We start from the raw sequence: 24,422 nt of genomic DNA, 5'->3' as shown, positions 1-24,422 counted from the left end.
AGATTCGATGAGCGAGAACGAAGACAAGCCGGTGTCCGAACTGGGCTACGAGGAAGCCCGCGACGAGCTGGTCGGCGTGGTGAAGATCCTCGAGCAGGGCGGGCTCGACCTCGACGCTTCCCTGGCCCTGTGGGAGCGCGGCGAACAACTGGCGACGCGCTGCGAAGAACAACTGGCGGGCGCACGCAAGCGCATCGAGACCGCGCTGGCGAGCACCGAGAACGACAGCTAGGGCGCGAGCGGTTCGGTGGCCTCGACCGCAGCCGCGAGAGTGGTGAATTCCTCGGTGTTCGCCGTGCCGCCCAACAGGATTCGCACGTCGCCGAAGTCCGAGACCCAGTAGGTGCGCGAGCCTTCCTCGCCGTACACGACCCAGTCTCGACCCGAGACGTTCTGCGCGCCCGACGCGTACACCGTCTCCCCGGCCACGAACGGCACCACCAGTTCCTCGGACGCGGCCGTCTGAGTCAGTTGCAGGTACGCACCCGATCCGGTGATGTATCCGACAGTCGACGCCGCTCCACCGCTGTCACCGGAAATGGTCGCGCGGCTGCCCGAATTGGGCGTCCATTCCTCGGGAACGACCGGATTGCGCACCGGGAAACCGATTTCGGCCGCGTCGTACTGCAGTGCCGAGTTCACGTCGAAGTTGGGAATGGGTCCCTGCTTGGGTCCACCCGGGCTCAACGAGCACTGACTGGCCACGCCTGCGATCAACAAACACGCAATGACCAGCGGAATCAGCGACCAGACCATGTCGCGGTTGTTGTTGAGAATCCGAGGTTTGCTGTTTGCCACATCTCCAGTATCCCCTCTGTGCGGCAGTGCTCGGTCGGCGCGTACCTCACAGTCGACCCGACCCCACCGCGGGCATCACAGAAGTGAGATAATCCTGCCTGGGTAACACCCCACCAACCAGGAGGCTACAAACCGATGACGGCCAGCACCGAGTCCACTCGCGCCATGGCGCCAGATCGCAACCTCGCACTCGAACTCGTCCGCGTCACCGAGGCCGGTGCGCTCGCCTCGGGTCGCTGGGTCGGTCGGGGCGACAAGGAAGGTGGCGACGGAGCAGCCGTCGACGCGATGCGTCAGTTGGTCAGCTCGGTCTCCATGCGCGGCGTCGTCGTCATCGGCGAAGGCGAGAAGGACGAAGCGCCGATGCTCTACAACGGCGAGCAGGTCGGCAACGGAAACGGACCCGAGGTGGACTTCGCCGTCGACCCCGTCGACGGAACCACCCTGATGGCCAAGGGCATGCCCAACGCCATCTCGGTACTCGCAGTCGCCGAACGCGGCGCGATGTTCGACCCCTCGGCCGTGTTCTACATGGAGAAGATCGCCGTCGGACCCGATTACGCCGACGTCATCGACATCACCGTCCCCGTCGCCGAGAACATCGCCCGCATCGCCAAGATCAAGAAGGGTTCCGCCTCCGACGTGACGGTGTGCATCCTCGATCGCCCCCGGCATGCCGAACTGATCCAGCAGGTGCGCGACGCCGGATCACGCATCCGGTTGATCTCCGACGGTGACGTCGCCGGCGCCATCGCCGCCGCTCGTCCCGACTCCGGCACCGACATGCTCATCGGCACCGGCGGAACGCCCGAGGGCATCATCGCGGCCGCCGCGATGCGCTGCATGGACGGCGCGATCCTGGGCCGTCTGGCACCCACGGACGACACCGAGAAGCAGAAGGCCATCGACGCCGGCCACGACCTCGATCGCGTCCTCGACACCAAGGACCTCGTCTCGGGTGAGAACGTCTTCTTCACCGCCACCGGCGTCACCGACGGCGACCTGCTGCGCGGCGTCCGCTACGCGGGCGGCGGAGCACACACCCAGTCCATCGTCATGCGCTCCAAGTCCGGCACCGTGCGCATGATCGACGCCTACCACCGCCTCGAGAAGCTGCGCGAGTACTCCTCGGTGGACTTCGACGCCGACGAATCCGGCCAGGCACCGTCCTTCTGATCCCCGAAACCACGACTGGCAAAGTAAGGCTCATGACGCAGACAGACGAACAGCAGTTCCGGATCGAACACGACACCATGGGAGAGGTTCGCGTCCCCATCGACGCGCTCTGGCGCGCCCAGACGCAGCGTGCGGTGGAGAACTTCCCCATCTCGGGCCGCCCGCTCGAGCGCACCCAGATCCGCGCGATGGGCCTGCTCAAGGCAGCCTGCGCGCAGGTCAACAAGGATCTCGGTCTGCTCGACGGCACATTGGCCGACGCGATCATCGCGGCAGCCAACGAAATCGCCGAGGGCAAGCACGACGATCAGTTCCCGATCGACGTCTTCCAGACCGGCTCGGGCACCAGCTCCAACATGAACGCCAACGAGGTCATCGCGTCGATCGCCAAGGCCAACGGCGTCGAGGTGCACCCCAACGACCACGTGAACATGTCGCAGTCGTCCAACGACACGTTCCCGACGGCCACGCACGTCGCCGCCACCGAAGCAGCCGTCACCTCCCTGGTGCCCGCGCTGCGGCACCTGCACGAGGCTCTGGTGACCAAGGCCACCGAGTGGAAGCACGTCGTCAAGTCCGGTCGCACCCACCTGATGGATGCTGTCCCCGTCACTCTCGGTCAGGAATTCGGCGGCTACGCCCGGCAGATCGAGGCCGGCATCGAGCGCGTCGAAGCCACCCTGCCGCGTCTGGGTGAACTGCCCATCGGCGGCACCGCCGTCGGCACCGGCCTCAACGCACCCGACGGCTTCGGCCCGAAAGTCGTTGCTGCTCTGGTGAAGTCGACGGGCATCGACGCCCTCACCGCCGCCAAGGATTCGTTCGAGGCGCAGGCCGCTCGCGACGGACTGGTCGAGGCATCCGGTGCACTGCGCACCATCGCAGTGTCACTGACCAAGATCGCCAACGACATTCGCTGGATGGGATCGGGACCGCTCACCGGACTCGGCGAGATCGCACTCCCCGACCTGCAGCCCGGCAGCTCGATCATGCCCGGCAAGGTGAATCCCGTTCTGCCCGAGGCTGTCACGCAGGTCGCCGCGCAGGTCATCGGTAACGACGCGGCAGTGGCCTTCGGCGGCGCATCGGGTGCCTTCGAGCTCAACGTCTACATCCCGATGATGGCCCGCAACGTTCTCGAATCCTTCAAGTTGCTCGCCAACGTCTCGGTGCTGTTCGCCGACAAGTGCGTCGTCGGCCTCGAAGCCAACGTCGAGCACCTCAAGACCCTCGCCGAGTCCTCGCCGTCCATCGTGACGCCGCTGAACTCCGCAATCGGCTACGAGGAAGCGGCCGCAGTCGCCAAGCAGGCATTGAAGGAAAAGAAGACGATCCGTCAGACCGTCATCGACCGCGGACTGATCGGCGACAAGCTCAGCGAAGCAGAACTGGACAAGCGCCTCGACGTCCTGGCCATGGCGAAGGTCAAGGACTAGTTTCGCTGCTCTATCCGCAGGACCCGCAGGACCCACTGCACCCTTGAACGCGCCCGCCCCCGGTTGGATCAATGTGGGTTTCAGTCACTCAGACTGCAACAAAGTCGCATTGATCCGACCGGGGGCGGGTCGCTTTCGAAAGGGGCCGAAACCTCAGGCCAGGTGCGCGAGTTCTTCGCGTGCCTTCAGGCCGTCCTCGCCCAGATCGGTGCGGTCGAAGATCTTCCAGCCTGCGAGCAACGGCTTGAACACCTTGTCGCGTTCCTGGTCGGCGTCGTAGATGCCGGCTTCGGCGAGGGCGGCGATGCTGCTGCCGCGGTCCGGAAGCTCGATCTCGGGGATCTTGAAGCCGTTGATACGGTCGGCCACTGCGCGAGCAGCCTGATCGGGTACGACAGCGAATGCCTCGTCGAGGATGCTGGCGAAGAATGCCGACTGCAGCTCGTCGTCGTCGGCGATTCTGCCGAGGATGGTGGCCAGCACCGGATCCTTGCCCAAAGCGATGGTGTTGCGGTTACGCAGGGCGGCGGCAGCTTCTTCGATTGCGAAGTGCGCCAGGATGTCGAGCAGCCGCTGGCTGGGCGCGTCGAATCCGAGGGTCATGTGTTCCATCCGCACTCGCTCGAGGGCGACCGGATCGACAGCGCGGGTGAGCACCAGGAAGTTGCGCAGCACGATCGACTGTCGGTTCTCTTCCGACGTCCAGCGGCCCGTCCACTTCCACCAGGCACCGAGGCCGGTGAGGGCGTGGGCCAGTTCCCGGTGGTAGGCGGGGAGGTTGTCGGCCACCAATACGCCCACCGTGGCGGACAGAATTTCGACGTCGCTCAGGTGCGACTGCTCGGGCGACCAATCCTCGCCGCCGAGGAACGCGAAGTTCTTGCCGTCGTCGAACGGCGCGAGCTCATGGGGGTGCCAATCACTCGCTGCCTCGATATGGCGTCGTAGATTCTCTTCGACCGCGGGCTCCAAACGGACCAGCAGATCACCGTCGGACAGGTTCGTAGACATGCGGTAACCGTAGCGCCTGCCGCCGAGCGTCCGACGTCGCGCCCCTGACCTCTGTGAATTCTCCTAACGCCAGGTCGTTGCGGGTCTATCCTCAGGTGCATCCAATCATCGACGTGAGGACTCCTCATGATGCGGTCGGGTCGAAATTTTCTGTGTCTTTCTGTCGTGTGCCCTCTGGTTCTGTTGGCAGGGTGCTCCGAAGACGCACCCACCGCAGACAGTCCACCGGCGTCCGAGCCGGTGCCGACCGAGGATCTGTCGCCCGGCCAGGTTGCCGGCGTCGACGTTCCGGCCGGTCGCGTCGACGATGCGGTCGGCAAGCTCGACGGTATCGCCGACGAACTGATGGCGTCGTCGAACATTCCGGGTATGGCCATTGCCGTCGTGCACGGTTCCGACGTCGTCTACTCGAAAGGCTTCGGCGTTCGCGAAATGGGCAAGGACGACCCGATCGACGGCGCACCGTGTTCCAGCTGGCCTCGCTGTCCAAGTCGGTGGGTGCGACGGTGGTCGCGTCACAGGTGGGAGCGGGTGTGATCGACTGGTCGACGCCGGTGGTCTCCGAGCTGCCGTGGTTTGCGCTGGACGATCCGTGGGTGACTCAGAACATCACGGTCGGCGACTTCTACGCGCATCGAAGCGGACTCCCAGAGCACGAGGGCGATCTACTCGAAGACCTCGGCTACGACCGGAGACAGATCCTCGAGCGCCTTCGGGAGGTGCCCCTCGATCCGTTCCGTTCCACGTATTACTACACCAACTTCGGGATCACAGCCGCGGCCGAGGCCGTCGCTGCCGCCTCGGGCAAGGACTGGGACACCCTCAGCGAGGACACGATCTACGGTCCGCTCGGCATGACCTCGACCAGCTCGTCGTACTCCGACTACATCGGCCGCGCCGACCGAGCGGTACCTCACGTCCTCGTGGACGGCGAGTATCAGGCCCGATACCAACGCGAACCCGATCCGCAGACGCCGGCCGGTGGCGTCAGCTCCTCGGTGAACGATCTCGCCAGGTGGCTGACGATGCTCATCGCCGACGGCACCCACGACGGGAAGCAGATCGTCGATCCCGACGCCCTCCTTCCTGCCAACAGCGCGCAGATCGTCTCGAGCCCGTCGACGACGGCGGATTCGCGCGCGGGCTACTACGGGTACGGATTCAACGTCTCCACCAGTGCAGCCGGCCGCACGACCGTCAGCCATTCCGGTGCGTTCGCGCTCGGGGCGGGCACGAACTTTCTCTGGATCCCGTCGCTCGACGTCGCCATCGTCGTACTGACCAACGCCGCGCCACTCGGCATCGCAGAAACGGTCACGGCCGAATTCGCCGACCTCGTGCAGTTCGGCGAGGTACGCGAGGACTGGCGAACGCTGTACAAGAATGCTTTCGCCGGTATGAGCGAGCCGGAGGGCGAGCTCGCGGGGAAGACCGCTCCGCCGAATGCCGCTGCGCCACAACCGCTCACGTCGTACACCGGGGTGTACCAGAACACCTACTGGGGGCCGGCGACCGTCGCGGAGGTCGACGGGAGGCTGGTGTTGACCCTCGGACCGAACTCGACTTCCTACGAGTTGTCGCACTGGGACGGTGATACCTTCGCGTTCGAGCCGACCGGTGAGAACGCACCGGACGGAACGATTTCTCAGGCGACATTCGAGGGGAACACGGTCACACTCGAGTTCTTCGACGGCGATGGATTAGGACGGTTCACCAAGTGACTGATACCCGACAAGCAACCGATATCGTGCAAAACCTGTTCGACGCGTTGAGGCTTCGCGAGACCGATCGCGCGCTGACGCTTCTCGACGAGAAAATCGTGTGGCACAACGTCGGGCTTCCGAAGGTACGCGGAACCTCGAACGTCGGCAGATTTCTGACGCTGCTGGCCAAGCCGGGTTACGGCTTCGACGTCGTCGTGCACAACATCGCGGCCGACGGAGATGTCGTACTCACCGAGCGCACCGACGTCCTGATCTGGCGTCGGCTCCGCGTCGAGTTCTGGGTGTGCGGAACATTCGAGCTGCGCGACGGCAGAGTAGCTGTGTGGCGCGACTATTTCGACAACGTCGATTTCCTGAGAGGTGTTGTGCGAGCAGTACTACGGGCTGCACTCGGCCGGTGACCCATGTGAGTGGAACTTCGTAGCAGGCTACGAAGTTCCACTCACGAGGGGCGTCAGGCCCCTGACGGACCGAATTCCTCGAGCATTTCGGTCACCAGTGCAGCGATCGGTGAACGTTCACTGCGAGTGAGGGTGATGTGCGCGAAAAGCGGGTGCCCCTTGAGCTTTTCGATGACGGCAGCGACGCCGTCGTGTCGTCCGACCCGCAGGTTGTCTCGTTGCGCGACGTCGTGGGTGAGCACGACACGTGAGCCCGACCCCAGTCGGGACAGGACCGTGAGCAGCACATTGCGCTCGAGTGACTGCGCCTCGTCGACGATCACGAACGAATCGTGGAGCGATCGGCCACGAATGTGCGTCAGCGGCAACACTTCCAGCATTCCGCGGGCGATGACTTCTTCCATCACCTCGGGGCTCGCGAGTCCTTCGAGGGTGTCGAAGACAGCCTGGCCCCACGGGCCCATCTTCTCACTCTCACTGCCGGGGAGGTAGCCGAGTTCCTGCCCACCGACGGCGTATAGAGGCCGGAAGACAACAACTTTCCGATGTGAGCGACGTTCGAGGACGGCCTCGAGTCCGGCAGTGAGAGCCAGTGCGGACTTACCGGTGCCGGCCTTGCCGCCGAGCGAGACGATGCCGATGCTCTCGTCGAGCAGAAGATCGAGCGCCACACGCTGTTCCGCCGAACGACCGTGCAGGCCGAACGCCTCACGCTCGCCGCGCACGAGCTGCAGCTGCTTGTCGGGCGTGACGCGTCCCAGTGCACTCTGCCGTCCGGCAAGCAGTCGAACTCCGGTGTGACACGGCAAGTCTCGGGCCTCGACGAGATCGATGACACCGTCGTTGAACAGGGTGTCCACGGCATCGGAGGGCACCTCGAGCTCGGTCATACCGGTCCAACCGGACGGCACGACGTCGTGAGCGTGGTACTCGTCGGCGGGAAGCCCGACAGCACCGGCCTTGACGCGCAGCGGGATATCTTTGCTGACCAACACCACATCTTTGCCCTCGGCCGCCAGATTCAGGGCGCAGGCGAGGATTCGAGAATCGTTGGAGTCGGTACGGAATCCGACGGGAAGCACCGACGGATCGGTGTGATTGAGCTCGACTTGCAGTGTGCCGCCGGACGTTCCGATGGGGACCGGCTGATCGAGTCGGCCGAATTCTACGCGAAGGTCGTCGAGCATGCGCAAGGATTCCCGCGCGAACCATCCCAGTTCGTGATGGTGGCGTTTGCCCTCCAACTCGCTGATCACGATCAACGGAAGTACCACATTGTGCTCGGCGAACCGGATGACTGCCCACGGATCCGACAGCAGGACCGAGGTATCGAGCACGAATGTCCGAAGAGGGGCGGAAACGGAGCGTGAAGTGGTCACGTGGGGCTCCTACGTTTGCGCGGCACCGCGCAAACTCTGTCGCTCGGCCGGTCGGGTCCGATGTGTCAGGTGACACGAGGACCGGGTACCGGCCCTCTCGCGCTCACTAGCTCAGTCACGTATCAGAACCTCCCGCACAGGCAGCTTCCCCGCTGCCTGTTACTGCCGACGGTACCGCCGAAATCCGGTATCGGCTCGCTGGAAGTCTGGCGTGTCGGTGAACAACGCGTTACGGCCGATTCGCCCCAGGTCGGCGGGACGTTCGGTGCCGAGACCGCCCTCCCCCTTCGGATCAATGTGGCTTTGTTGCACTCAGATCGACTGATAGCCACATTGATCCGACCGGGGGCCAGCGTGAAAGAACCACTGCAGACGTCCGAACGATGCAATGGTCCATTGACGCGACCGGGGTGGGCAGGAAAGCCAGGGTCAGCCCAGCAATCCCCAGTCTTCGAGGCCCTCGTACAACGGCTTGCTCTGTGCCAGTTTCACGACGCGTTCTTTCAGGGCGTCGGTGGCCTGCCCGGTGGCCAGGGCGGTTGCGATGATGTCGGCGACCTCGGTGAACTCGGCTTCGCCGAATCCGCGGGTGGCGAGTGCGCCGGTGCCGATGCGCAGGCCGGAGGTGACCATGGGCGGGCGTGGGTCGAAGGGCACGGCATTGCGGTTGACGGTGATGCCGACCTCGTGCAGGAGGTCTTCTGCCTGCTGGCCGTCGAGCTCGGAGTTGCGGAGGTCGACGAGGACGAGGTGCACGTCGGTGCCGCCGGTGAGGACGGAGACGCCCTTGTCGGCGACGTCGGCGCCGGTGAGCCGCTCGGCGAGCAGCGACGCGCCGAGGAGGGTGCGTTCCTGACGTTCCTTGAACTCGGGCGTCGCAGCGATCTTGAAGGCGACGGCCTTCGCGGCGATGGCGTGCATCAGCGGCCCACCCTGCTGGCCGGGGAACACGGCGGAGTTGAGCTTCTTGGCCCATTCCTTCTTGGCGAGGATGATGCCGGAGCGCGGTCCGCCGAGGGTCTTGTGCACCGTCGAGGACACGACGTCTGCGTAAGGCACGGGTGAGGGGTGCACGCCTGCGGCGACGAGTCCGGCGAAGTGCGCCATGTCGACCCAGAGCAGTGCGCCCACTTCGTCGGCGATGGAACGGAACGCAGCGAAGTCCTGGTGGCGCGGGTAGGCCGACCAGCCGGCGATCAGCACCTGGGGCTTGGCGGCGATGGCCTGCTTGCGCACCTCGTCCATGTCGATGCGGTGATCTTCTTTCGACACCCCGTAGGACTCGACCTCGTAGAGCTTGCCCGAGAAGTTGAGCTTCATGCCGTGGGTGAGGTGGCCGCCGTGGGCCAGGTCGAGGCCCATGATCTTGTCGCCCGGGTTGATCAGTGCCATCAGTACCGCGGCGTTGGCCTGCGCACCGGCGTGCGGCTGCACGTTGGCGAACTCTGCACCGAAGAGTTCCTTGGCGCGATTGCGGGCGAGGTCCTCGACGATGTCGACGTGCTCGCAGCCGCCGTAGTAGCGGCGTCCGGGGTAGCCCTCGGCGTACTTGTTGGTCAGGACGCTGCCCTGGGCCTGCAGAACCGCGCGGGGCACGAAGTTCTCCGAGGCGATCATCTCGAGGGTGTCGCGCTGACGTCCCAGTTCACCTGCCATCGCCGCGGCGACCTCGGGATCGAGCTCGGCCAGTGACAGGTTGTTGACGTCAGTCATAACAGGAGTCTCCAAGGGACAGCAGAGTAAGGGGGCATCAATAAACAACGGACCTGGGCCAGTTTACGAGACGCGTACTGCGCCCGGTGTCAGTGGCTCGTCGAGCAGTCTGCCGAACAGCTGTGCCCGCTCACTGGCGGTCTCACCCTGGTCCAACCAGCCGGCGAGAAGCTTGTAGCCCTCGACGTAGGTGCTGATGTACGCCCGCCACAGCGGCGAGGACAGAAAGCGCAGACTGTGCCGTGCGCGCTGCGGCGAGGCAAGCGACCATCGCTCCAGGTAGGCGGCCACATCGTCCTCGCTCTTGTGCTGATCGTGCAGCAACAGCGCGGCGTCCTGGCGAACCCCCAGCAGTTGGCTCGACGCCGCCGAGAGTCGCTCGGCCTTGTCGCCGTCGAATCGCAGTCCGAGGTCGGCGTAGATTTCTTGCGCCCACGCGCCCCAGCCTTCGCCGACGATCGCCCCGAGAGCGTGGTCGGCGAGCCCCTCGGCCATCAGGCACTGCGGGGTGTTGACCACGAACAATGTCTGCTCGAGTTGTCCTGCACCGACGAGCCCCGTCTCCTTGCGGCAGTGCTCGGTGTGGTGGCCGGGGTAGGACTCGTGCGCGATCAGGTGGGGCAGGTTGGCCATCTGCTGTTCGATGTCTGAGTTGATCGCGACGGTGGACTGAAAGTTGCCGAGGTAGTAGTTGAAGCCGGACCACGGCTTGTCGCCGACTACCTCGTACGTCACCTTCTCGTTCTCGGGCAACGAGTATTCGGCGCGGACACGGTCGCGCAGCGCGGACGAGAACGCCTCGACGCAGTCCTGCAGTCGATCCGCTGGAATGACGTCGGCGCGGCGGTGGGCGATCAACCGTTCGCTCAGCGAGCCGGGTCCGGGGAGCACCTCGTCCATCTTGCGATGCGCCTGCAGGTACTGGTCCTGATCCCCCGGTGCGATTCGAACGTCGAAGTAGGCGTGGACCTCGTCGACGAAGCCGATGTTCTCGCCTGCGAACTTGCGCGCGGAGCATTCCAACGCCCGCAGGTGGACGTCGAGAAACGTCCGGCGTTCCGCTGTCAGTTCGACGTTGCCGAGCTCGGCGCGCAGTGTCTGCGCTCGACGGACGAGCTCACGCGGCTCCGGCACCGGGGCGTTCTCGGTGATTCGACGCAGTTCGGGATCACCGGTGTACGCGTCGACGAAACCGTCTTCGAGTCGGTCGAAACTCAGGCCCAGCAACAGGTATTCGCGAACCAGGGAAGCAGCATCCATATCCGAACCCTAGTACGGCGAACGACCCCGCCCGTGCGCGGTGGACAGGCACCGAGCACAATCTGGAACCATGCGACTCGCGCCCGACAGGAGCACCGCCGAATCCTCAGCAGCTCCGATGCTCAGGTGGCGTGCGTGAGCGAGTCCAGTCCGTACGTCGAGTTCGACCGTGTGCAGTGGCGCACGCTGCGTCAATCCACACCGCTGGTACTCACCGAGGAAGAACTGGTCGGCCTGCGCGGTCTCGGTGAGCAGATCGATCTGGACGAGGTGGCCGAGGTCTATCTGCCGCTGGCCCGACTGATTCATCTCCAGGTGGCCGCGCGCCAGCGGTTGTTCGCGGCGACGGCCACGTTCCTCGGTGAGAAACATCCCGATCGACAGGTTCCGTTCGTCATCGGCGTAGCGGGCAGCGTCGCGGTCGGTAAATCCACCACTGCCCGTGTGCTGCAAGCACTCCTGGCCCGGTGGGATCACCATCCCCGCGTGGACCTCGTCACCACGGACGGTTTCCTGTATCCGACGGCCGAGCTCATGCGCCGAGGGATCTTGCACCGCAAGGGCTTTCCCGAAAGTTACGACCGACGCAAGCTGCTCAGGTTCGTCACCGAGGTCAAGTCCGGAACCGAAGAGGTGGGCGCGCCGGTCTATTCGCACGTGTCGTACGACATCGTCAAAGGCCAGTACCACATGGTTCGCCAGCCCGACATCCTGATCGTGGAGGGGCTCAACGTACTCCAGACCGGACCTAGGCTGATGGTCTCGGATCTGTTCGACTTCTCGATCTACGTCGACGCTCGGATCGAGGACATCGAGAGCTGGTACGTCAAACGATTTCTGGCGCTACGCAAGACCTCGTTCACCGACCCGTCCTCCCATTTCCATCACTATGCAGGATTGTCCGACGATCACGCGCAGATCGCGGCCGAGGATCTGTGGCATTCGATCAACCTGCCGAACCTGGTGGAGAACATTCTGCCGACGCGTCCGCGAGCAACCATGGTGCTGCGCAAGGACAACGACCACGCGATCAACCGGCTGCGCCTGCGAAAGTTGTAGGTCCAGGTCGTGAGTGGAAGTTCGTAGCAGGCTACGAGCTGGAGTGGAGCCTGCGGAATGACCAGACGGTCCAGCCGTGCACGTCAGATACCGAACCGGCGGTGCCGTGCGGCGAAGTCGCGGAGTGCGCGCAAGAAGTCGACGCGACGAAATTCCGGCCAATAGGCCTCGGTGAACCAGATCTCCGAATATGCGCTCTGCCACAGCAGGAAACCGGACAGGCGTTGCTCTCCCGAGGTGCGGATGACGAGATCCGGATCGGGCTGCCCCGAGGTGTACAGGTGACTGTCGATACCGTCGACGTTGATCGAGGCCACCAACTCGTCCCCGGTGATGCCCTCGGCGATCTTCTCGGTGACCAGCGACTGCACGGCGTCGGCGATTTCCTGACGACCGCCGTATCCGACGGCGACATTGACGTGCGTTCCGGTTCGGCCCTCGGTGCGCGCAGCCGCCTCTTTGAGCCGACGTGAGGTCGATGCAGGCAGCAGATCGAGAGTGCCGACGAGTTTGACGCCCCAGTTCATCTCGGGTCCGCAGATCTCCTCGACGACGTCGGTGATGATGTCGAGCAGCGAATCGAGTTCGTCGGCATCCCGTCGGAGGTTCTCGGTCGAGAGCAGATAGATGGTGGCCATCTCGATTCCGGCAGCGTCGCACCAGCCGAGCATCTCGGCGATCTTGAGCGCCCCCATGCGGTGGCCGTGCGCGACGTCGGTGAACCCGTTCTCCCGTGCCCACCGCCGGTTGCCGTCACACATCACCGCGACGTGCCGCGGGTGCTGCACACCCTCGAGCTGACTCAACAAACGCCGCTCGTACACGTTGTAGAGAACGCCGCGCACCTTCTGCGGAATGATCACCACTACTTCGTCACCGCTGCTCTCATCACCACGGAGGATCACCTTACGCCGACGTCTTCGAGCGGGCGGCCGGTACAGTAGCGTCCGAACCTACGGTTGCGTAGGTTCACTACGGCGGAACGGGAGGTCATCTTTCATGACGATGTTCGGACTGGACGAGATACCCGTCAAACCACGCATGCGTGGCTGGATTCACCTGTACGCCTTCGGCGTCGCGGTGGTGTGCGCGATCACCCTCGTCACCATGGCGTTCAGCCTGGTGTCGGTCAGCGCAGGCATCGCGACGGGAATCTATTCGATCACCGTGTGCGGGGTGTTCGGCGTCAGCGCCACCTATCACCGCGTGCACTGGAAGACCACCGCGTCGCAGATCTGGATGAAACGCGCCGACCACTCCATGATCTTCCTGTTCATCGCCGGTAGCTACACCCCGTTCGCCGTACTGGGTCTGCCGGCCGCGACAGGACGAACTCTGTTGATCGTCGTGTGGATCGGAGCGATCTGCGGGGTGGCTCTGAAGATGCTGTGGCCCACCGCTCCCCGCTGGGTCGGGGTACCGCTGTATCTCGTGCTCGGCTGGGCCATCGTGCCGGTCGCTCCCACCCTGATCGAGCACGTCGGCTTCGCACCGTTCCTGCTGCTATTGGTCGGCGGCATCTTCTACAGCGTCGGGGCGATCCTCTACGCCACCAAGTGGCCGAATCCGTGGCCCACGACATTCGGCCATCACGAGTTCTTCCACGCAGCAACGGTGTTGGCGGCAATTTGCCACCTCGTGGCAGTGTGGCTCGTCCTGTTCTGACGACGCGTCGGAAGGCTCGGAACACCGCGTCGGCGACGTCACTTCCGCAGTGCGGCCGCCAGATCCTCGACCGACGTCACAGGCCGGTCGCAGACGAATCCGCGACACACGTACGCCGTTTCCTGCCCGTCGACGGGCGGTCGGCCCGTCAGCAGCGCAGACGAGTCGGCCGATCCTGCGACCACCACGGAACCTCCGGGTGCCAGCGATCGCGCGGCGGCGAGCAACTCACCGCCCGGTGCGAGCGACACGGCGACCTGAATCGGGCCGCGCACCGACGCCTCGGCCACGGCCAGCCAGTGACCACCCGACCTCGGGGCGCGTTCGAGGATGGCCGCTGCTCGTGCGAGCGAGGCAGCGGCCAATTCTGCGTACCGTGCGGACGATTCGTGATCGACGAGGGCGGCCGCGGTGAGCAGCGCCTCAGCCATCGTCGACGCTCCCGACGGAGTCGCACCGTCGATCGGATCCCGCGGCCGGGTCACCAGGGTCTCGGCATCGTCGGCCGTGTCGAACCAGCTGCCGGCGTCGTCGGGATCGGCGAAGTGCTCGATCGCAGCGTCGAGGATCGTCGTCATCCGCCGGGTCCAGACCGCGTCGCCGGTGGCCTGGAACAGCGTGGCCGCGGCCACGGCGAGGCAGGCGTAGTCCTCGAGCACTCCGGTGGCCTCACCCACTGCGCTACCGAGGGACGCCCGCCGGACACGTCCCGATTCGACGTGAGTGGCGAACAGTTGCTCGCCGCATTCGACGGCCGCGTCGACCCAGGTCGGTTCGTACGCGCCGGTTCCAGCCTCGGCCAATGCGGTGATGGCCAGTGCGTTCCACGCGGTGACCACCTTGTCGTCTCGACCGGGTTGCGGCCGCGACGCTCGAGCCGCCGACAACGCGTTCCGGATGCGGGCGAACCGGTCGTAGTCCTCGGGCTCGGCGGGCAGTTGCAGCACGGACATACCGGCCTCGAACGTGCCGGCGGAATTCACCGCGAACAGGCCCGCAGCCCATACACCGTCTTCGAAACCGAGGGTGTCGACCAGCTGCTCGGGCGTCCACACGTAGGTCAGACCTTCGACTCCTTCGGTGTCGGCATCGAGCGCCGACGCGAAACAGCCGTTGGCCGTGCGCAATTCACCGAGCAGGAATCGTGCGGTATCCGACGCCACCCGACGCACCAGCGGATCATCGTCGACCCGGGCGGCGTGCGCGTAGAACCGCAGCAGCAGCGCATTGTCGTAGAGCATCTTCTCGAAGTGCGGAACGATCCATTCGGCGTCGACCGAATACCGTGCGAAGCCGCCGGCGAGTTGGTCGTACATGCCTCCACGCGCCATTGCCGCCGCGGTACGTCGAACCACGTCGAGTACCTCACCGTTGCCGGTGCGCTCGTAGTGCCGGAGCAGACCCTCGAGCAGTGCACCCGGTGGAAACTTCGGTGCCCGGCCGAAGCCGCCGTACGTGGTGTCCTCGTCGGCGCAGACCGCCGCGACGGACGCGGCCAGAAAATCGGCGTCTATCGGTCGTCCGCCGGCCGGAATTCCGGAGCTCTGTTTGCGTAGTTCGGTGACGATGGCCGCGGACGCGTCGAACACCTCCTGTCGCCGGGTGGACCAGGTATCGGCGATTGCGGTCAGTAATTGTTCGAAGGAGGGCATCCCCTGGCGCGGGGCCGGTGGGTAGTACGTCCCGCAGTAGAACGGTTCGGTCTCGGGTGTGAGGAAACAGGTCATCGGCCAACCGCCCTGACCGGTCATCGCGACAGTGGCGTTCATGTACACCGCATCGAGGTCGGGGCGTTCTTCCCGATCGACCTTGATGCACACGAAGTGCTCGTTCATCAGGGCCGCGGTGGCCTCGTCCTCGAACGATTCGTGTGCCATGACATGACACCAGTGGCACGCCGAGTACCCGATGGACAACAGGATCGGGACGTCGCGATCACGCGCGGACTGCAGTGCCTGCGGTCCCCACTGCTGCCAGTGCACCGGATTGTCCGCGTGCTGACGCAGATACGGACTGGTGGATTCGCCCAGCGTGTTCGCGTCGAGCATCAGGGTTCGTCGGAGACAGCTGGTTTGTCGGAGACAGCGGGTTTCGGACGGCTGGTGTCCGGTTGTGGGCTCGGCGTGATGCCCCCACGATCGGTGCCCTCGTCGAGCGCCTGATCCAGCGTGGGATCTTCTTTCTCGAACGTCGTGGGCAGACGCTTGATCTTCTTGTTCATGGACCAGATCAGCAGCGCCGTTCCGACCAGCAACGCCACGAGGATCACCAGACCGATCGGCGACGACTTGCCGAACTCGGGCCCCGTGGGCTGCTGGGCGAGGATCGACACGATCATTGTTCGGTCTCTTCTATTCCCGCGAACAGATCGGTCTCGGGCAGTGACGTGGTCACGCGGGTGCGGGCGAGCTCGAACTCCTCGGTGGGCCACAACTTGCGTTGGACGTCCACCGGCACCGCGAAGAACGCTCCGTTGGGATCGATCTGCGTCGCATGGGCTCGCAGTGCGTCGTCGCGCTGCTCGAACCAGTTGCCCACGTCGACCTGCGTGGTGATGCGCTCCATGATCTCGTCGCGCTGACCGTCCCACCGCTTCAGCCAGTCGACGAACGGGCTTTCCTCGCCGCGATCGATGAACCAGTCGTGGAAGAGCTGCATGCGCTTACGCAGGAAACCGTGCGAGTAGTAGAGCTTGAGCGGAGTCCACGGCTCACCCGCATCGGGGAAACGCTCGGGATCGCCCGCGGCTTCCCACGCGGCCATCGAGACCTCGTGGCAGCGGATGTGATCGGGATGCGGGTAGCCACCGCGTTCGTCGTAGGTGGTGATGACGTGGGGCTTGAAGTCTCGAACCACCTTCACCAACGCCTCGGTGGACACCTCCAAAGGCACCAGCGCGAAGCAGCCCTCGGGCAGCGGCGGCAGCGGATCGCCCTCGGGGAGTCCCGAGTCCTCGAATCCGAGCCACGTCTGCTGTACCCCGAGGATGCGCGCGGCCTCGGCCATCTCCTCGCGTCGAACCTCCCTGATCCGTTGGTGGACGCCCGGAATGTCCATCGCCGGATTGAGGATGTCCCCTCGCTCGCCGCCGGTGAGCGTGACGACCAGAACGTCGTGCCCTTCGGCCGCATAGCGGGCCGTGGTCGCAGCACCTTTGCTGGACTCGTCGTCGGGATGGGCATGCACTGCCATGAGCCGCAGTCCGGACACGTTCTTCCTCACCTCGGATTCGCCTTGTTCTTGCCTGCCCTATAGTTCCACCTGACGCCGACATGCCCCCAGCGGCACCCCCGATTTCACTCCGAGAGCTGACATGACCAACGCACTTCCCGCAGGTAGATACCCGTCGGGTTCCGGTCCGAGCGGCATTCGGCGAGCTCCGAAACGTGCGACGAAGATCGCACTGGTGGCACTGGTCCTGCTGGTCGGGCTCGGCGTGGCCTACTACGCGTACACGAAATTCTCGGTCAAGCCCGTCGAAGGCAGCCAGCTTTCGTTCGACATCGTCGACGAGAGCACGATGTCGATCCGATTCAGCGTCACCCGAGAGAACCCGGAGCAGCCGGCGGTGTGCATCGTCCGCGCTCGTTCTCGCGACGGTTCCGAGACGGGACGGCGCGAGGTGTACATCCCACCGGAGTCCTCCTCGACCACGGTGGAGCTCACCACCGACGTGACGACGTCGTCCCCACCCGCCGTCGGAGACGTGTACGGCTGCAGCCTCGATGTTCCCGAGTATTTACGAGCCCGATAGGCGAAGAGCCTGTTCGTGGTAAGCTCGGGTCGTACACGGCTGCCGCACAGGTGCCGTGTATTGCTGCATTGCGGGCAGGGTTACCTGCGTCAACGATGTCGACGGCTCCAGGATGCGGGCCGACCAAGGGGATCCATCCATTGGAGTCCCCTCTTCGTTGCGTGCCCTACCGCCTAGAAACCGGAATCGAACTCGAGATTCCGACTACGAGGGAGTGATCGAGATGACCGAGACCCAGGTGACCTGGCTTACCCAGGAATCACACGACAGGCTCAAGAGCGAACTCGACCAGCTCATTTCCAATCGCCCCGTCATCGCCGCCGAGATCAACGAGCGTCGCGAAGAGGGCGATCTGAAGGAGAACGGCGGCTACCACGCTGCGCGCGAGGAGCAGGGCCAGCAGGAAGCACGCATTCGTCAGCTGCAGGAACTGCTCAACAACGCGAAGGTCGGCGAGGCGCCCACCCAGTCGGGCGTGGCTCTGCCCGGATCCGTCGTCAAGGTCTACTACGACGGCGACGAGTCCGACACCGAGACCTTCCTGATCGCCACCCGCGAAGAGGGTGCCCGCGACAGCAAGCTCGAGGTGTACTCCCCCGCGTCCCCGCTGGGTGGATCGCTCATCGACGCGAAGGTCGGCGACACCCGCGAGTACACCCTGCCCAACGGCAAGACCATGAAGGTCACGCTGGTCAGCGCAGAGCCGTACCACACCTGATTCGAGTCTTTTCTCGAACAACACCCCCGGTCGCTCAGCGGCCGGGGGTGTTGTCGTTTCGGACGATCTCAGGCAGTCATCGTCTTCTGGTACTTGCGGACCGACAGCGGCACGAACACCACGAGCATCACCACGACCCAGATCAACGTGTACAGGACCGGGTTCTGCAGCGGCCACACCTCGGGCGGTGGGGCCATCGGATTGGTGTTGCCGAACTGCTCACGCACGGCCAGGGTCACCGACGAGATGGGGTTCCATTCCGCGATGGTCTTGAGCACGCTCGGGAAGTTGTCGATCGGCACGAAGGTGTTCGCGATGAACGTGAGCGGGAAGATCACGATGAACGACGCGTTGTTGAAGATCTCCGGGGAGCGCACGATCAGTCCCACCAGAGCCATCACCCACGAAATCGAGTACGCGAACAACAGCAACAGCACGTAACCGAGCAGAGCGTCGAAGAACGACGACGTGATGCGCCAGCCCACGATAAGTCCGGTGATGGACATGATCGTGATGGTGACGACGTTGTTGCCGACGTCGGCGGCCGTCCGCCCGATGACGACGGCAGATCGCGCCATCGGCAGCGACCGGAAGCGGTCCATGACGCCCTTCTGCAGATCCTCGGCCAGTGAGGATCCGGTGATGGACGCACCGAAGATCATCGTCTGAACGAAGATGCCGCCCATCAGGAAGCTCTTGTAGTCGATACCGGGTACGTCGATGGCACTGCCGAAGACATAGGCGAACAACAGCACGAACATGATCGGTGACAGCGTTGCGAAGAACAGCAGATCGGGAACTCGCTTGAGCTTGATCAGGTTTCGCTTGGTGATGATCGCCGAATCCAGGAGAACGTTGCTCATTTCTCTTCCTCCGCAGCCTCGGGCTCGCCGGTGGTCTGACCGGTCAGAGACAGGAACACATCGTCGAGGTTCGGCCGTCGCAGACCGACGTCGACCACCCCGATCCCTGCAGCTTCCAGACGGCTCAACGCCGTGGACAGATCCTTCGATCCACCGTTGACCGGCATGACGATCCGTCCCACCTGTTCGTCCAGGGTGGGCGGCTCGACGCCGATCGGGGTCAGGATCTCCTTGGCGCGATCGGCCTGAGATCGGTCCGTGAGTACGAATTCGATTCGCTCGCCGCCCGTTTGGGCCTTCAGCTCGTCGGCGGTGCCGCGCGCGATGATCTTGCCCTTGTTGAGGACGATGATCGAATCGGCGAGCCGGTCCGCCTCCTCGAGGTACTGCGTCGTCAACAGGATCGTCGTTCCGTCACGGACGAGATCTGCGATGAACTCCCACATCGTGATTCGGCTGCGGGGGTCGAGACCGGTGGTGGGTTCGTCGAGGAACACCACCCGTGGCCTGCCGATCAGACTGGCCGCGATGTCGAGTCGGCGACGCATGCCTCCGGAGTACTGCTTGGCGGTGCGGTCGCGTGCGTATTCGAGGTCGAATCTGCTCAGCAGCTCGTCGGCGCGTTTCCTCGCTTCGGCCTTGCGCAGCCCGAACAGTCTGCCGACCATCTCCAGATTTTCGTACCCGGTCAGATACTCGTCCACGGCCGCGAACTGGCCCGTCAGGCCGATCGTCCCCCGAACCTCGTTGGCTTGCTTCGCTACATCGAGCCCGAACACCCGCGCCGAACCGGACGTTGCCTGCAGCAGAGTGGCCAGGATCCGCACCGCCGTCGTCTTGCCCGCACCGTTGGGGCCGAGCACACCGAGCACCGTGCCCTCGGGAACCGTGAAATCGATCCCGTCGAGCGCGACGTTCTTCCCGTACCGAAGTACCAGGTTCTCTACTTCTATAGCGTTCGCCATGGCCCTCTCCCCGTTTCTTCCACTGTCGGTATAAGGACTTCCGAACGCGTAGAGATTAACCGGTTTTGATGGGACCGGGCGTCCACAGGCCGGAACGCTGGATCTCGGTGGCTGTGATCTTCGCCGGCTGAGCCGATCGGTCGTACGGTGTGTACTGCTCGATCGATCCCCAGTCGCGATCCCAGTCCCCGTCCAGGTACGACGGGATGGTGCGGGCCGAGGCAACGACATCGATCCATCCGAGCGGGCCGCCACCGAAATGGTCCTGCCATGCGTTGGTGATGACGGCACCGCTGCGGTCCGGCAACACCCGGTACTGCGGAACTTCGGCAACCCCGAGTCGGTGATCGAACGGATGCTGACACGGAAAGTTGAAGCCCACCTCCCAGTCCAACAGCACCGGATTCTCGCGCCCGACCACCTCGTTCAACGTCTGGGTACGCGGCACCCGCGGCGGGGTGACCGCGAGCCACTGGTCGGGGTCACGGTCGGTGTCACTCAGTATTAAACGAATCATGTTGCTGCCGGCGGGAATCAGGTCCATCGGCACCCGCAGGTTGCGCCACGACGGCGTCGGGCCGATGTCGATGGGCGTCACCCGCCCCTGCGCCCGGCCGTCCACTCCGTACTCGAGTTCGAGGTTCTGGCCGTAGGTGACGATGCCGTCGGAGTTCACCGAGCGGATGCGTCCGGCCGCGGCAATGGAGACGAGCTGACCGGGGTCGGCGGGCAGCGCGTACCAGCCGGTGGTCAGGGTGGCGGGAGTGTCCGATCCGAACGACCCCAGTACCGGCACGGTCGCAGGGTCGAGGCCGTACGGCAGTGCACTGCCCCCGGTTCCGGCTCCGGTGGTCGACGTCGGCTGTTGCTGATCCTCGGTGTCGACGGTGTTCGAGGTGCCCGACGCCGAGGATTCCTTGTCTGCGGTGAGGTCCCGCGCAACCCCGTCCGGGGTGAAACCGTCGTTCTCGGCCCCGAGAGCAGCGAAGGCGTCGCCGCTGACCGGTTGCAGCACATCGGCATTCGGGTTCGTCTCGAGCAGCACGTCGTTCGCAAGTCCACACGTGTTGCCGGCCAGCGCCGACAGGTTCGATTTCGCGACCGAGTACGACGGCCACTGAGCCACCGCGCCCTTGACCATCGATGCCACGGCCAGCAGCACCATCAGACCTGCGGCCAAGGCGATCGGTGGCACCGACCACCATCGCGCCATCGGCTTGTCGGCGCGGACGTACGGCGCACGCAGATGGAACCACACGGCGGCGACCAACAGCAGTACCGTCAGGCCGAGGAACATCGTCGAGATGCCGAGACCGGCCACGAGAATCGGCTTGTCCCAGAACGGAACTCCCCACGCCGAGACGTACCAGTAGCCGTTGGTTCCGGTGAAGGCGACCGCCGTCAGGAACGACACGGCCGCTGCGAACAGCAACCGGTTGCGCCGCGAACGGAGCACCGCTGCGCCGGTTGCCACGGCCGCGAGCACCGCAACCGAGGCCGCGAGCCCGGCGAACACGCCGAAGTGATGCGTCCATTTGGTGGGGGTGATCATCATCAACGCCATGGCCCCGACGGTGATGCCGACGATGCGTCGAGCGGGTCCGGTGGCGGTGCCGGGAATCTTGCCGCCCTTGCGCAGCATCGCGATCACCACCGCGATCAGCGAGACGACCATGACGAACACCCCGAACCGACGCGCCAGCGAGCCGTCGATGTCCATGTTCATCAGCCACTGGTAGCGCAGGTACTCCTCGAACCACGCCTGGCTCGGCCCGGCCGCAGTGTGCACCCGCTGCATCTCGAGCATGCCGGCCACGGTCTGATTCCCGAACGCGAAGACGAGTACCACGGTGCCCGACGCCACCAGCGGGGCGAGCAGTGTTGCCGCGCCGAGTGTAGTGGTGCCGAACGCGCGGGCGCGGGCGACGACGATCTGAATCACCGGCCGGGCACCGGCAATCAGTGGCGCGAAACAGATGAAGCCCGACGGTGCGCACGTGACCGTCAACGCGGCGATCAGAATCGCCGCCGCCGCAGGCAGCAGTCGCCGTGTCGCGATGGACCGCTCCACCGAACACCACGTCAGCAACACGCCCAGAGCCACGAACGGCTCCGGGCGCAGACCGTTGTTGTACGGCAACCAGAACGCCAGCATCACCAGCCCGCCGGTCCACAACGCAGTTTTCGACGCGCGGGCAGCGGCACCGAACCGCGGGATCACCTCACGACTGAGGACGAGCCAGACGACGACGCCGCAGATCAACGTCGGGATCCGCATCCACACACTGGCCGTCGACACGTGCGAGAGGAGGGTGAACATGTCGTACAACGGTGTGCCGAACGGTGTTTCGGGCACCCCGAAGTAACGGAAGTAGTTGGCCATGTACCCGGCGTGATCGGCCGTGCGTGCCATGCCCAGTTGATAGCCGTCGTCGGAGGTGTTCGCGCCGATGACGTGCCACACCAGCAGCGTCCCGATCACCACCGCGTCGGCCGGCCCGAAGCTCCACCAGCGACGCGGCAGGAACCGGCGGGCGCGACGGCCGTCGGACAGATCGAGGCGGTGCAGGGCCACCAGCGATATTCCCGTGGCGAGCACTCCGACGATCATCGCGAACCACTTCAGCGCGCTGGGCGTGGAAGAAAACCTACTGTCCAGCTCGGCCTGCAGCTGCAGACCGGGAACGTTGCCCTGCAGATCACTGAACACTCCGACCAGCTGGGGCCGCACGTCGCCCTCACGGGAGACGGTGTCGTCACCGGTCAGTCCGACAGTGGTCGCGGTGCCGTTCGAGGTGATCGTCAGCAAGCAGTCGCCCGCAGTCGATGGGCTCAGTTCCGCGACCGGCTTCTCGAGCAGGACCGAATCGCGCAGCGTCACCTTCAGTTGCGACGTCTCGCCGCCGGTCACCTCGGCGACGAGACCGTAGCGATAGGCGTCGGGCGATCCCTTGGGCGAAGTGGACAGCAACAGGCCGCCGTCGGAGAGACCGGCCGCGGCTGCACAGGGAACGGTCGCGTCGACGCTGATCGGGGTGTAGCCGACGAGCGGAGCCTCGACATTGCCGACGGTGTCGCTCTGCGGCCAGGTCAACGACGACTGTTGTTGTTCGATCGGCAACAGCGGTATCGAGATCGTCAGCAGGATTCCCACCAGTGCGGAAACGATCGCGACGAGCCGTGCCATGCAAACTTCTCCCACCGATGTCCTGGTCCAGGTCGCTGATCAAGGTACCAGTGCGACCTGTGTGAACCCGGCCGTCAGTTCTCGACCTGCACCGCATATCCCGCTGCGCCCAGGGCGTCGAGCACCGTGCCGCGGTGATCGGGTCCGCGTGTCTCGACGGTCAACATGACGTCGACTTCCTCGAGGCCCAAGCGTCCGCCGGTGCGGGAATGCACGACGTCGACGACACTCGCACCGGCGTCGCGCACGACCCCCAGGACGCCGGTGAGCCCGCCGGGCTTGTCCGAAATCGTCACCCGCACTGCCAGATAACGTCCGCCGGCCCGAAGTCCGTGGGTGATGACATGTGTGAGCAGCAGCGGATCGATGTTTCCGCCGGAGAGCACCGCGCACACCGAACCGGTCAGGCCCAATTCCTCGGCCGAGTGCGTCATCAGCGCTGCCACCGCAGCGGCACCGGCCGGTTCGACGATGAGCTTCGCTCGTTCGATGCACAGCACCAAGGCACGGGACAGCGCGTCCTCACTGACGGTGACGACGTCGTCGACCCAGCCCTGCACATGATCGAACGGCACCGACCCGGGGAGACCGACAGCGATGCCGTCGGCCATCGTCGACATCGACGTCAGCGCGATCGGGTGGCCCGCCTCCAACGACGCCGGCCACGCGGCCGCGCCCTCGGCCTGCACGCCGATTACTCTGACGTCCGGTTTCGTCAGCTTCACCGCAGCAGCGACCCCCGCCAACAGTCCCCCGCCGCCGGTGGGGATCACGATGGTGCCGACATCCGGCATCTGCTGCAGCAGTTCGGTTCCGAGCGTCGCCTGCCCGGCGACGATATCGAGGTGGTCGAACGGGTGGATGAGCGTGGCACCGGTACGGTCGGCGAATTCCCGTGCCGACGTCAGAGCCTCGTCGACGGTATTGCCCACCAGATGAACCGTCGCGCCGTACGCCTTGGTGGCGACGAGTTTGGGCAGCGACACTCCGACCGGCATGAACACCGTCGAGGTGATCCCCACCTGCGACGCGGCCCACGCGACACCTTGAGCGTGGTTGCCTGCGCTGGCCGCCACCACGCCTCGGGCTCGCTGGTCGGCGTCGAGTCGGGCGATGCGGTTGTACGCCCCGCGCGGCTTGAACGATCCGGTGCGCTGCAGGTTCTCGCATTTGAGGCGCACCTCGTGACCGGTCAGGTCGGACAGAATCCGTGACGCGACCACCGGCGTCCGGCGCATGACCGGCTCCAGCAACGCCTCGGCCGAGGCAATATCCGACGTGGTCACCCGAACGATTTCCGACACAACCGCAGT

General features: G+C 64.9%; 21 protein-coding genes and 1 pseudogene. 9 read left to right on the top strand and 13 right to left on the bottom strand.

All coding sequences use genetic code 11. From position 1 onward, the window contains the following. The first annotated feature begins 7 nt into the window (after positions 1–7). On the top strand, positions 8–232 hold the full coding sequence (locus ASH04_RS04535; RefSeq protein WP_027498133.1) for an exodeoxyribonuclease VII small subunit: 225 nt from the start codon (positions 8–10) through the stop codon (positions 230–232). On the opposite strand, the gene ASH04_RS04530 is transcribed toward ASH04_RS04535, so the two are convergent. After that, a complete protein-coding gene (locus ASH04_RS04530; protein WP_027498134.1) occupies positions 229–798 on the bottom strand; it encodes a DUF4245 domain-containing protein in 570 nt (189 codons plus the stop codon). The two genes, ASH04_RS04535 and ASH04_RS04530, sit on opposite strands and share 4 nt — an antisense overlap. Before the next feature lie 135 nt (positions 799–933). On the opposite strand from ASH04_RS04530, the gene glpX reads away from it, so the two are divergent. Together glpX and ASH04_RS04520 are read left to right on the top strand one after the other, a co-directional pair. After that, positions 934–1,974: a class II fructose-bisphosphatase gene (gene glpX / locus ASH04_RS04525; protein ID WP_027498135.1), complete on the top strand. Its 1,041-nt coding sequence runs from the start codon at positions 934–936 to the stop codon at positions 1,972–1,974. Between the two features lie 32 nt (positions 1,975–2,006). Next, positions 2,007–3,410 carry a class II fumarate hydratase gene (locus ASH04_RS04520; protein WP_032369679.1) on the top strand — a complete coding sequence of 468 codons (1,404 nt, stop codon included), beginning with the start codon at positions 2,007–2,009 and terminating at the stop codon, positions 3,408–3,410. Positions 3,411–3,563: 153 nt separating this feature from the next. Here the strand turns inward: ASH04_RS04520 and ASH04_RS04515 are convergent, their stop codons facing one another. Next, positions 3,564–4,421, bottom strand: a complete 858-nt coding sequence (locus ASH04_RS04515; RefSeq protein WP_032381336.1) for an acyl-ACP desaturase — start codon at positions 4,419–4,421, stop codon at positions 3,564–3,566. A gap of 129 nt (positions 4,422–4,550) precedes the next feature. On the opposite strand from ASH04_RS04515, the pseudogene ASH04_RS04510 reads away from it, so the two are divergent. Then, positions 4,551–6,142: pseudogene (locus ASH04_RS04510) on the top strand (serine hydrolase). Then, entirely contained in the window at positions 6,139–6,546 is a 408-nt protein-coding gene (locus ASH04_RS04505) for a limonene-1,2-epoxide hydrolase family protein (RefSeq protein WP_442971184.1), read from the top strand. The pseudogene ASH04_RS04510 and the gene ASH04_RS04505 overlap by 4 nt, the downstream one beginning before the upstream one ends. Positions 6,547–6,599: 53 nt before the next feature. On the opposite strand, the gene ASH04_RS04500 is transcribed toward ASH04_RS04505, so the two are convergent. The 3 genes from ASH04_RS04500 to ASH04_RS04490 all read right to left on the bottom strand — a co-directional run bounded on the left by ASH04_RS04500 (position 6,600) and on the right by ASH04_RS04490 (position 10,898). After that, complete coding sequence (locus ASH04_RS04500) at positions 6,600–7,925, bottom strand: PhoH family protein (protein WP_027498140.1); 1,326 nt, start codon at positions 7,923–7,925, stop codon at positions 6,600–6,602. A gap of 429 nt (positions 7,926–8,354) precedes the next feature. Next, positions 8,355–9,638, bottom strand: a complete 1,284-nt coding sequence (glyA, locus tag ASH04_RS04495; RefSeq protein ID WP_027498141.1) for a serine hydroxymethyltransferase — start codon at positions 9,636–9,638, stop codon at positions 8,355–8,357. 63 nt (positions 9,639–9,701) lie between these two features. Beyond that, positions 9,702–10,898, bottom strand: coding sequence for a hypothetical protein (locus ASH04_RS04490; RefSeq protein WP_057472807.1), 1,197 nt, complete (start codon positions 10,896–10,898; stop codon positions 9,702–9,704). A 126-nt stretch (positions 10,899–11,024) separates the two neighbouring features. Here ASH04_RS04490 and coaA point away from each other — a divergent pair, with 126 nt between their 5' ends. Next, entirely contained in the window at positions 11,025–11,957 is a 933-nt protein-coding gene (coaA, locus tag ASH04_RS04485) for a type I pantothenate kinase (RefSeq protein ID WP_027498143.1), read from the top strand. 83 nt (positions 11,958–12,040) lie between these two features. On the opposite strand, the gene ASH04_RS04480 is transcribed toward coaA, so the two are convergent. Beyond that, positions 12,041–12,823, bottom strand: a complete 783-nt coding sequence (locus ASH04_RS04480; RefSeq protein WP_027498144.1) for an isoprenyl transferase — start codon at positions 12,821–12,823, stop codon at positions 12,041–12,043. A gap of 133 nt (positions 12,824–12,956) precedes the next feature. On the opposite strand from ASH04_RS04480, the gene trhA reads away from it, so the two are divergent. Continuing rightward, on the top strand, positions 12,957–13,622 hold the full coding sequence (trhA, locus tag ASH04_RS04475; RefSeq protein WP_032365322.1) for a PAQR family membrane homeostasis protein TrhA: 666 nt from the start codon (positions 12,957–12,959) through the stop codon (positions 13,620–13,622). Positions 13,623–13,660: 38 nt separating this feature from the next. Here trhA and ASH04_RS04470 read toward each other — a convergent pair whose 3' ends face one another. Genes ASH04_RS04470 through mca form a run of 3 tightly spaced genes read right to left on the bottom strand, consistent with a single transcriptional unit; the run spans position 13,661 to position 16,832 of the window. Next, positions 13,661–15,670 (bottom strand): thioredoxin domain-containing protein, encoded by a 2,010-nt coding sequence (locus ASH04_RS04470; protein WP_057472806.1) that lies wholly within the window; start codon positions 15,668–15,670, stop codon positions 13,661–13,663. Then, complete coding sequence (locus ASH04_RS04465; RefSeq protein WP_032369685.1) at positions 15,670–15,960, bottom strand: hypothetical protein; 291 nt, start codon at positions 15,958–15,960, stop codon at positions 15,670–15,672. Before ASH04_RS04465 ends, ASH04_RS04470 begins: the two co-directional genes overlap by 1 nt. Then, a complete protein-coding gene (mca, locus tag ASH04_RS04460; RefSeq protein ID WP_176458524.1) occupies positions 15,957–16,832 on the bottom strand; it encodes a mycothiol conjugate amidase Mca in 876 nt (291 codons plus the stop codon). The genes ASH04_RS04465 and mca overlap by 4 nt, the downstream gene beginning before the upstream one ends. Positions 16,833–16,935: 103 nt before the next feature. Between mca and ASH04_RS04455 the strand changes: the two genes are divergently transcribed. Both ASH04_RS04455 and greA read left to right on the top strand, forming a co-directional pair. Then, positions 16,936–17,376: a DUF4307 domain-containing protein gene (locus ASH04_RS04455; protein ID WP_027498149.1), complete on the top strand. Its 441-nt coding sequence runs from the start codon at positions 16,936–16,938 to the stop codon at positions 17,374–17,376. Positions 17,377–17,599: 223 nt separating this feature from the next. After that, a complete protein-coding gene (gene greA, locus ASH04_RS04450; protein WP_027498150.1) occupies positions 17,600–18,094 on the top strand; it encodes a transcription elongation factor GreA in 495 nt (164 codons plus the stop codon). Positions 18,095–18,162: 68 nt separating this feature from the next. Here greA and ASH04_RS04445 read toward each other — a convergent pair whose 3' ends face one another. The 4 genes from ASH04_RS04445 to ilvA form a co-directional block, all read right to left on the bottom strand. Then, entirely contained in the window at positions 18,163–18,957 is a 795-nt protein-coding gene (locus tag ASH04_RS04445; RefSeq protein WP_027498151.1) for an ABC transporter permease, read from the bottom strand. Next, positions 18,954–19,922, bottom strand: a complete 969-nt coding sequence (locus ASH04_RS04440; protein WP_027498152.1) for a daunorubicin resistance protein DrrA family ABC transporter ATP-binding protein — start codon at positions 19,920–19,922, stop codon at positions 18,954–18,956. Before ASH04_RS04440 ends, ASH04_RS04445 begins: the two co-directional genes overlap by 4 nt. Positions 19,923–19,977: 55 nt before the next feature. Next, positions 19,978–23,109, bottom strand: a complete 3,132-nt coding sequence (locus ASH04_RS04435; protein WP_057472805.1) for an arabinosyltransferase domain-containing protein — start codon at positions 23,107–23,109, stop codon at positions 19,978–19,980. A gap of 74 nt (positions 23,110–23,183) precedes the next feature. Continuing rightward, a complete protein-coding gene (ilvA, locus tag ASH04_RS04430) occupies positions 23,184–24,347 on the bottom strand; it encodes a threonine ammonia-lyase (protein ID WP_218017706.1) in 1,164 nt (387 codons plus the stop codon). Positions 24,348–24,422 lie beyond the last annotated feature (75 nt).

The sequence above is a fragment of the Rhodococcus sp. Leaf233 genome, from assembly GCF_001426165.1.
Lineage (GTDB): Bacteria > Actinomycetota > Actinomycetes > Mycobacteriales > Mycobacteriaceae > Rhodococcoides > Rhodococcoides fascians.
Note: the sequence above shows the minus strand (reverse complement) of the source record. Positions and strands in the feature narration are given on the sequence as shown.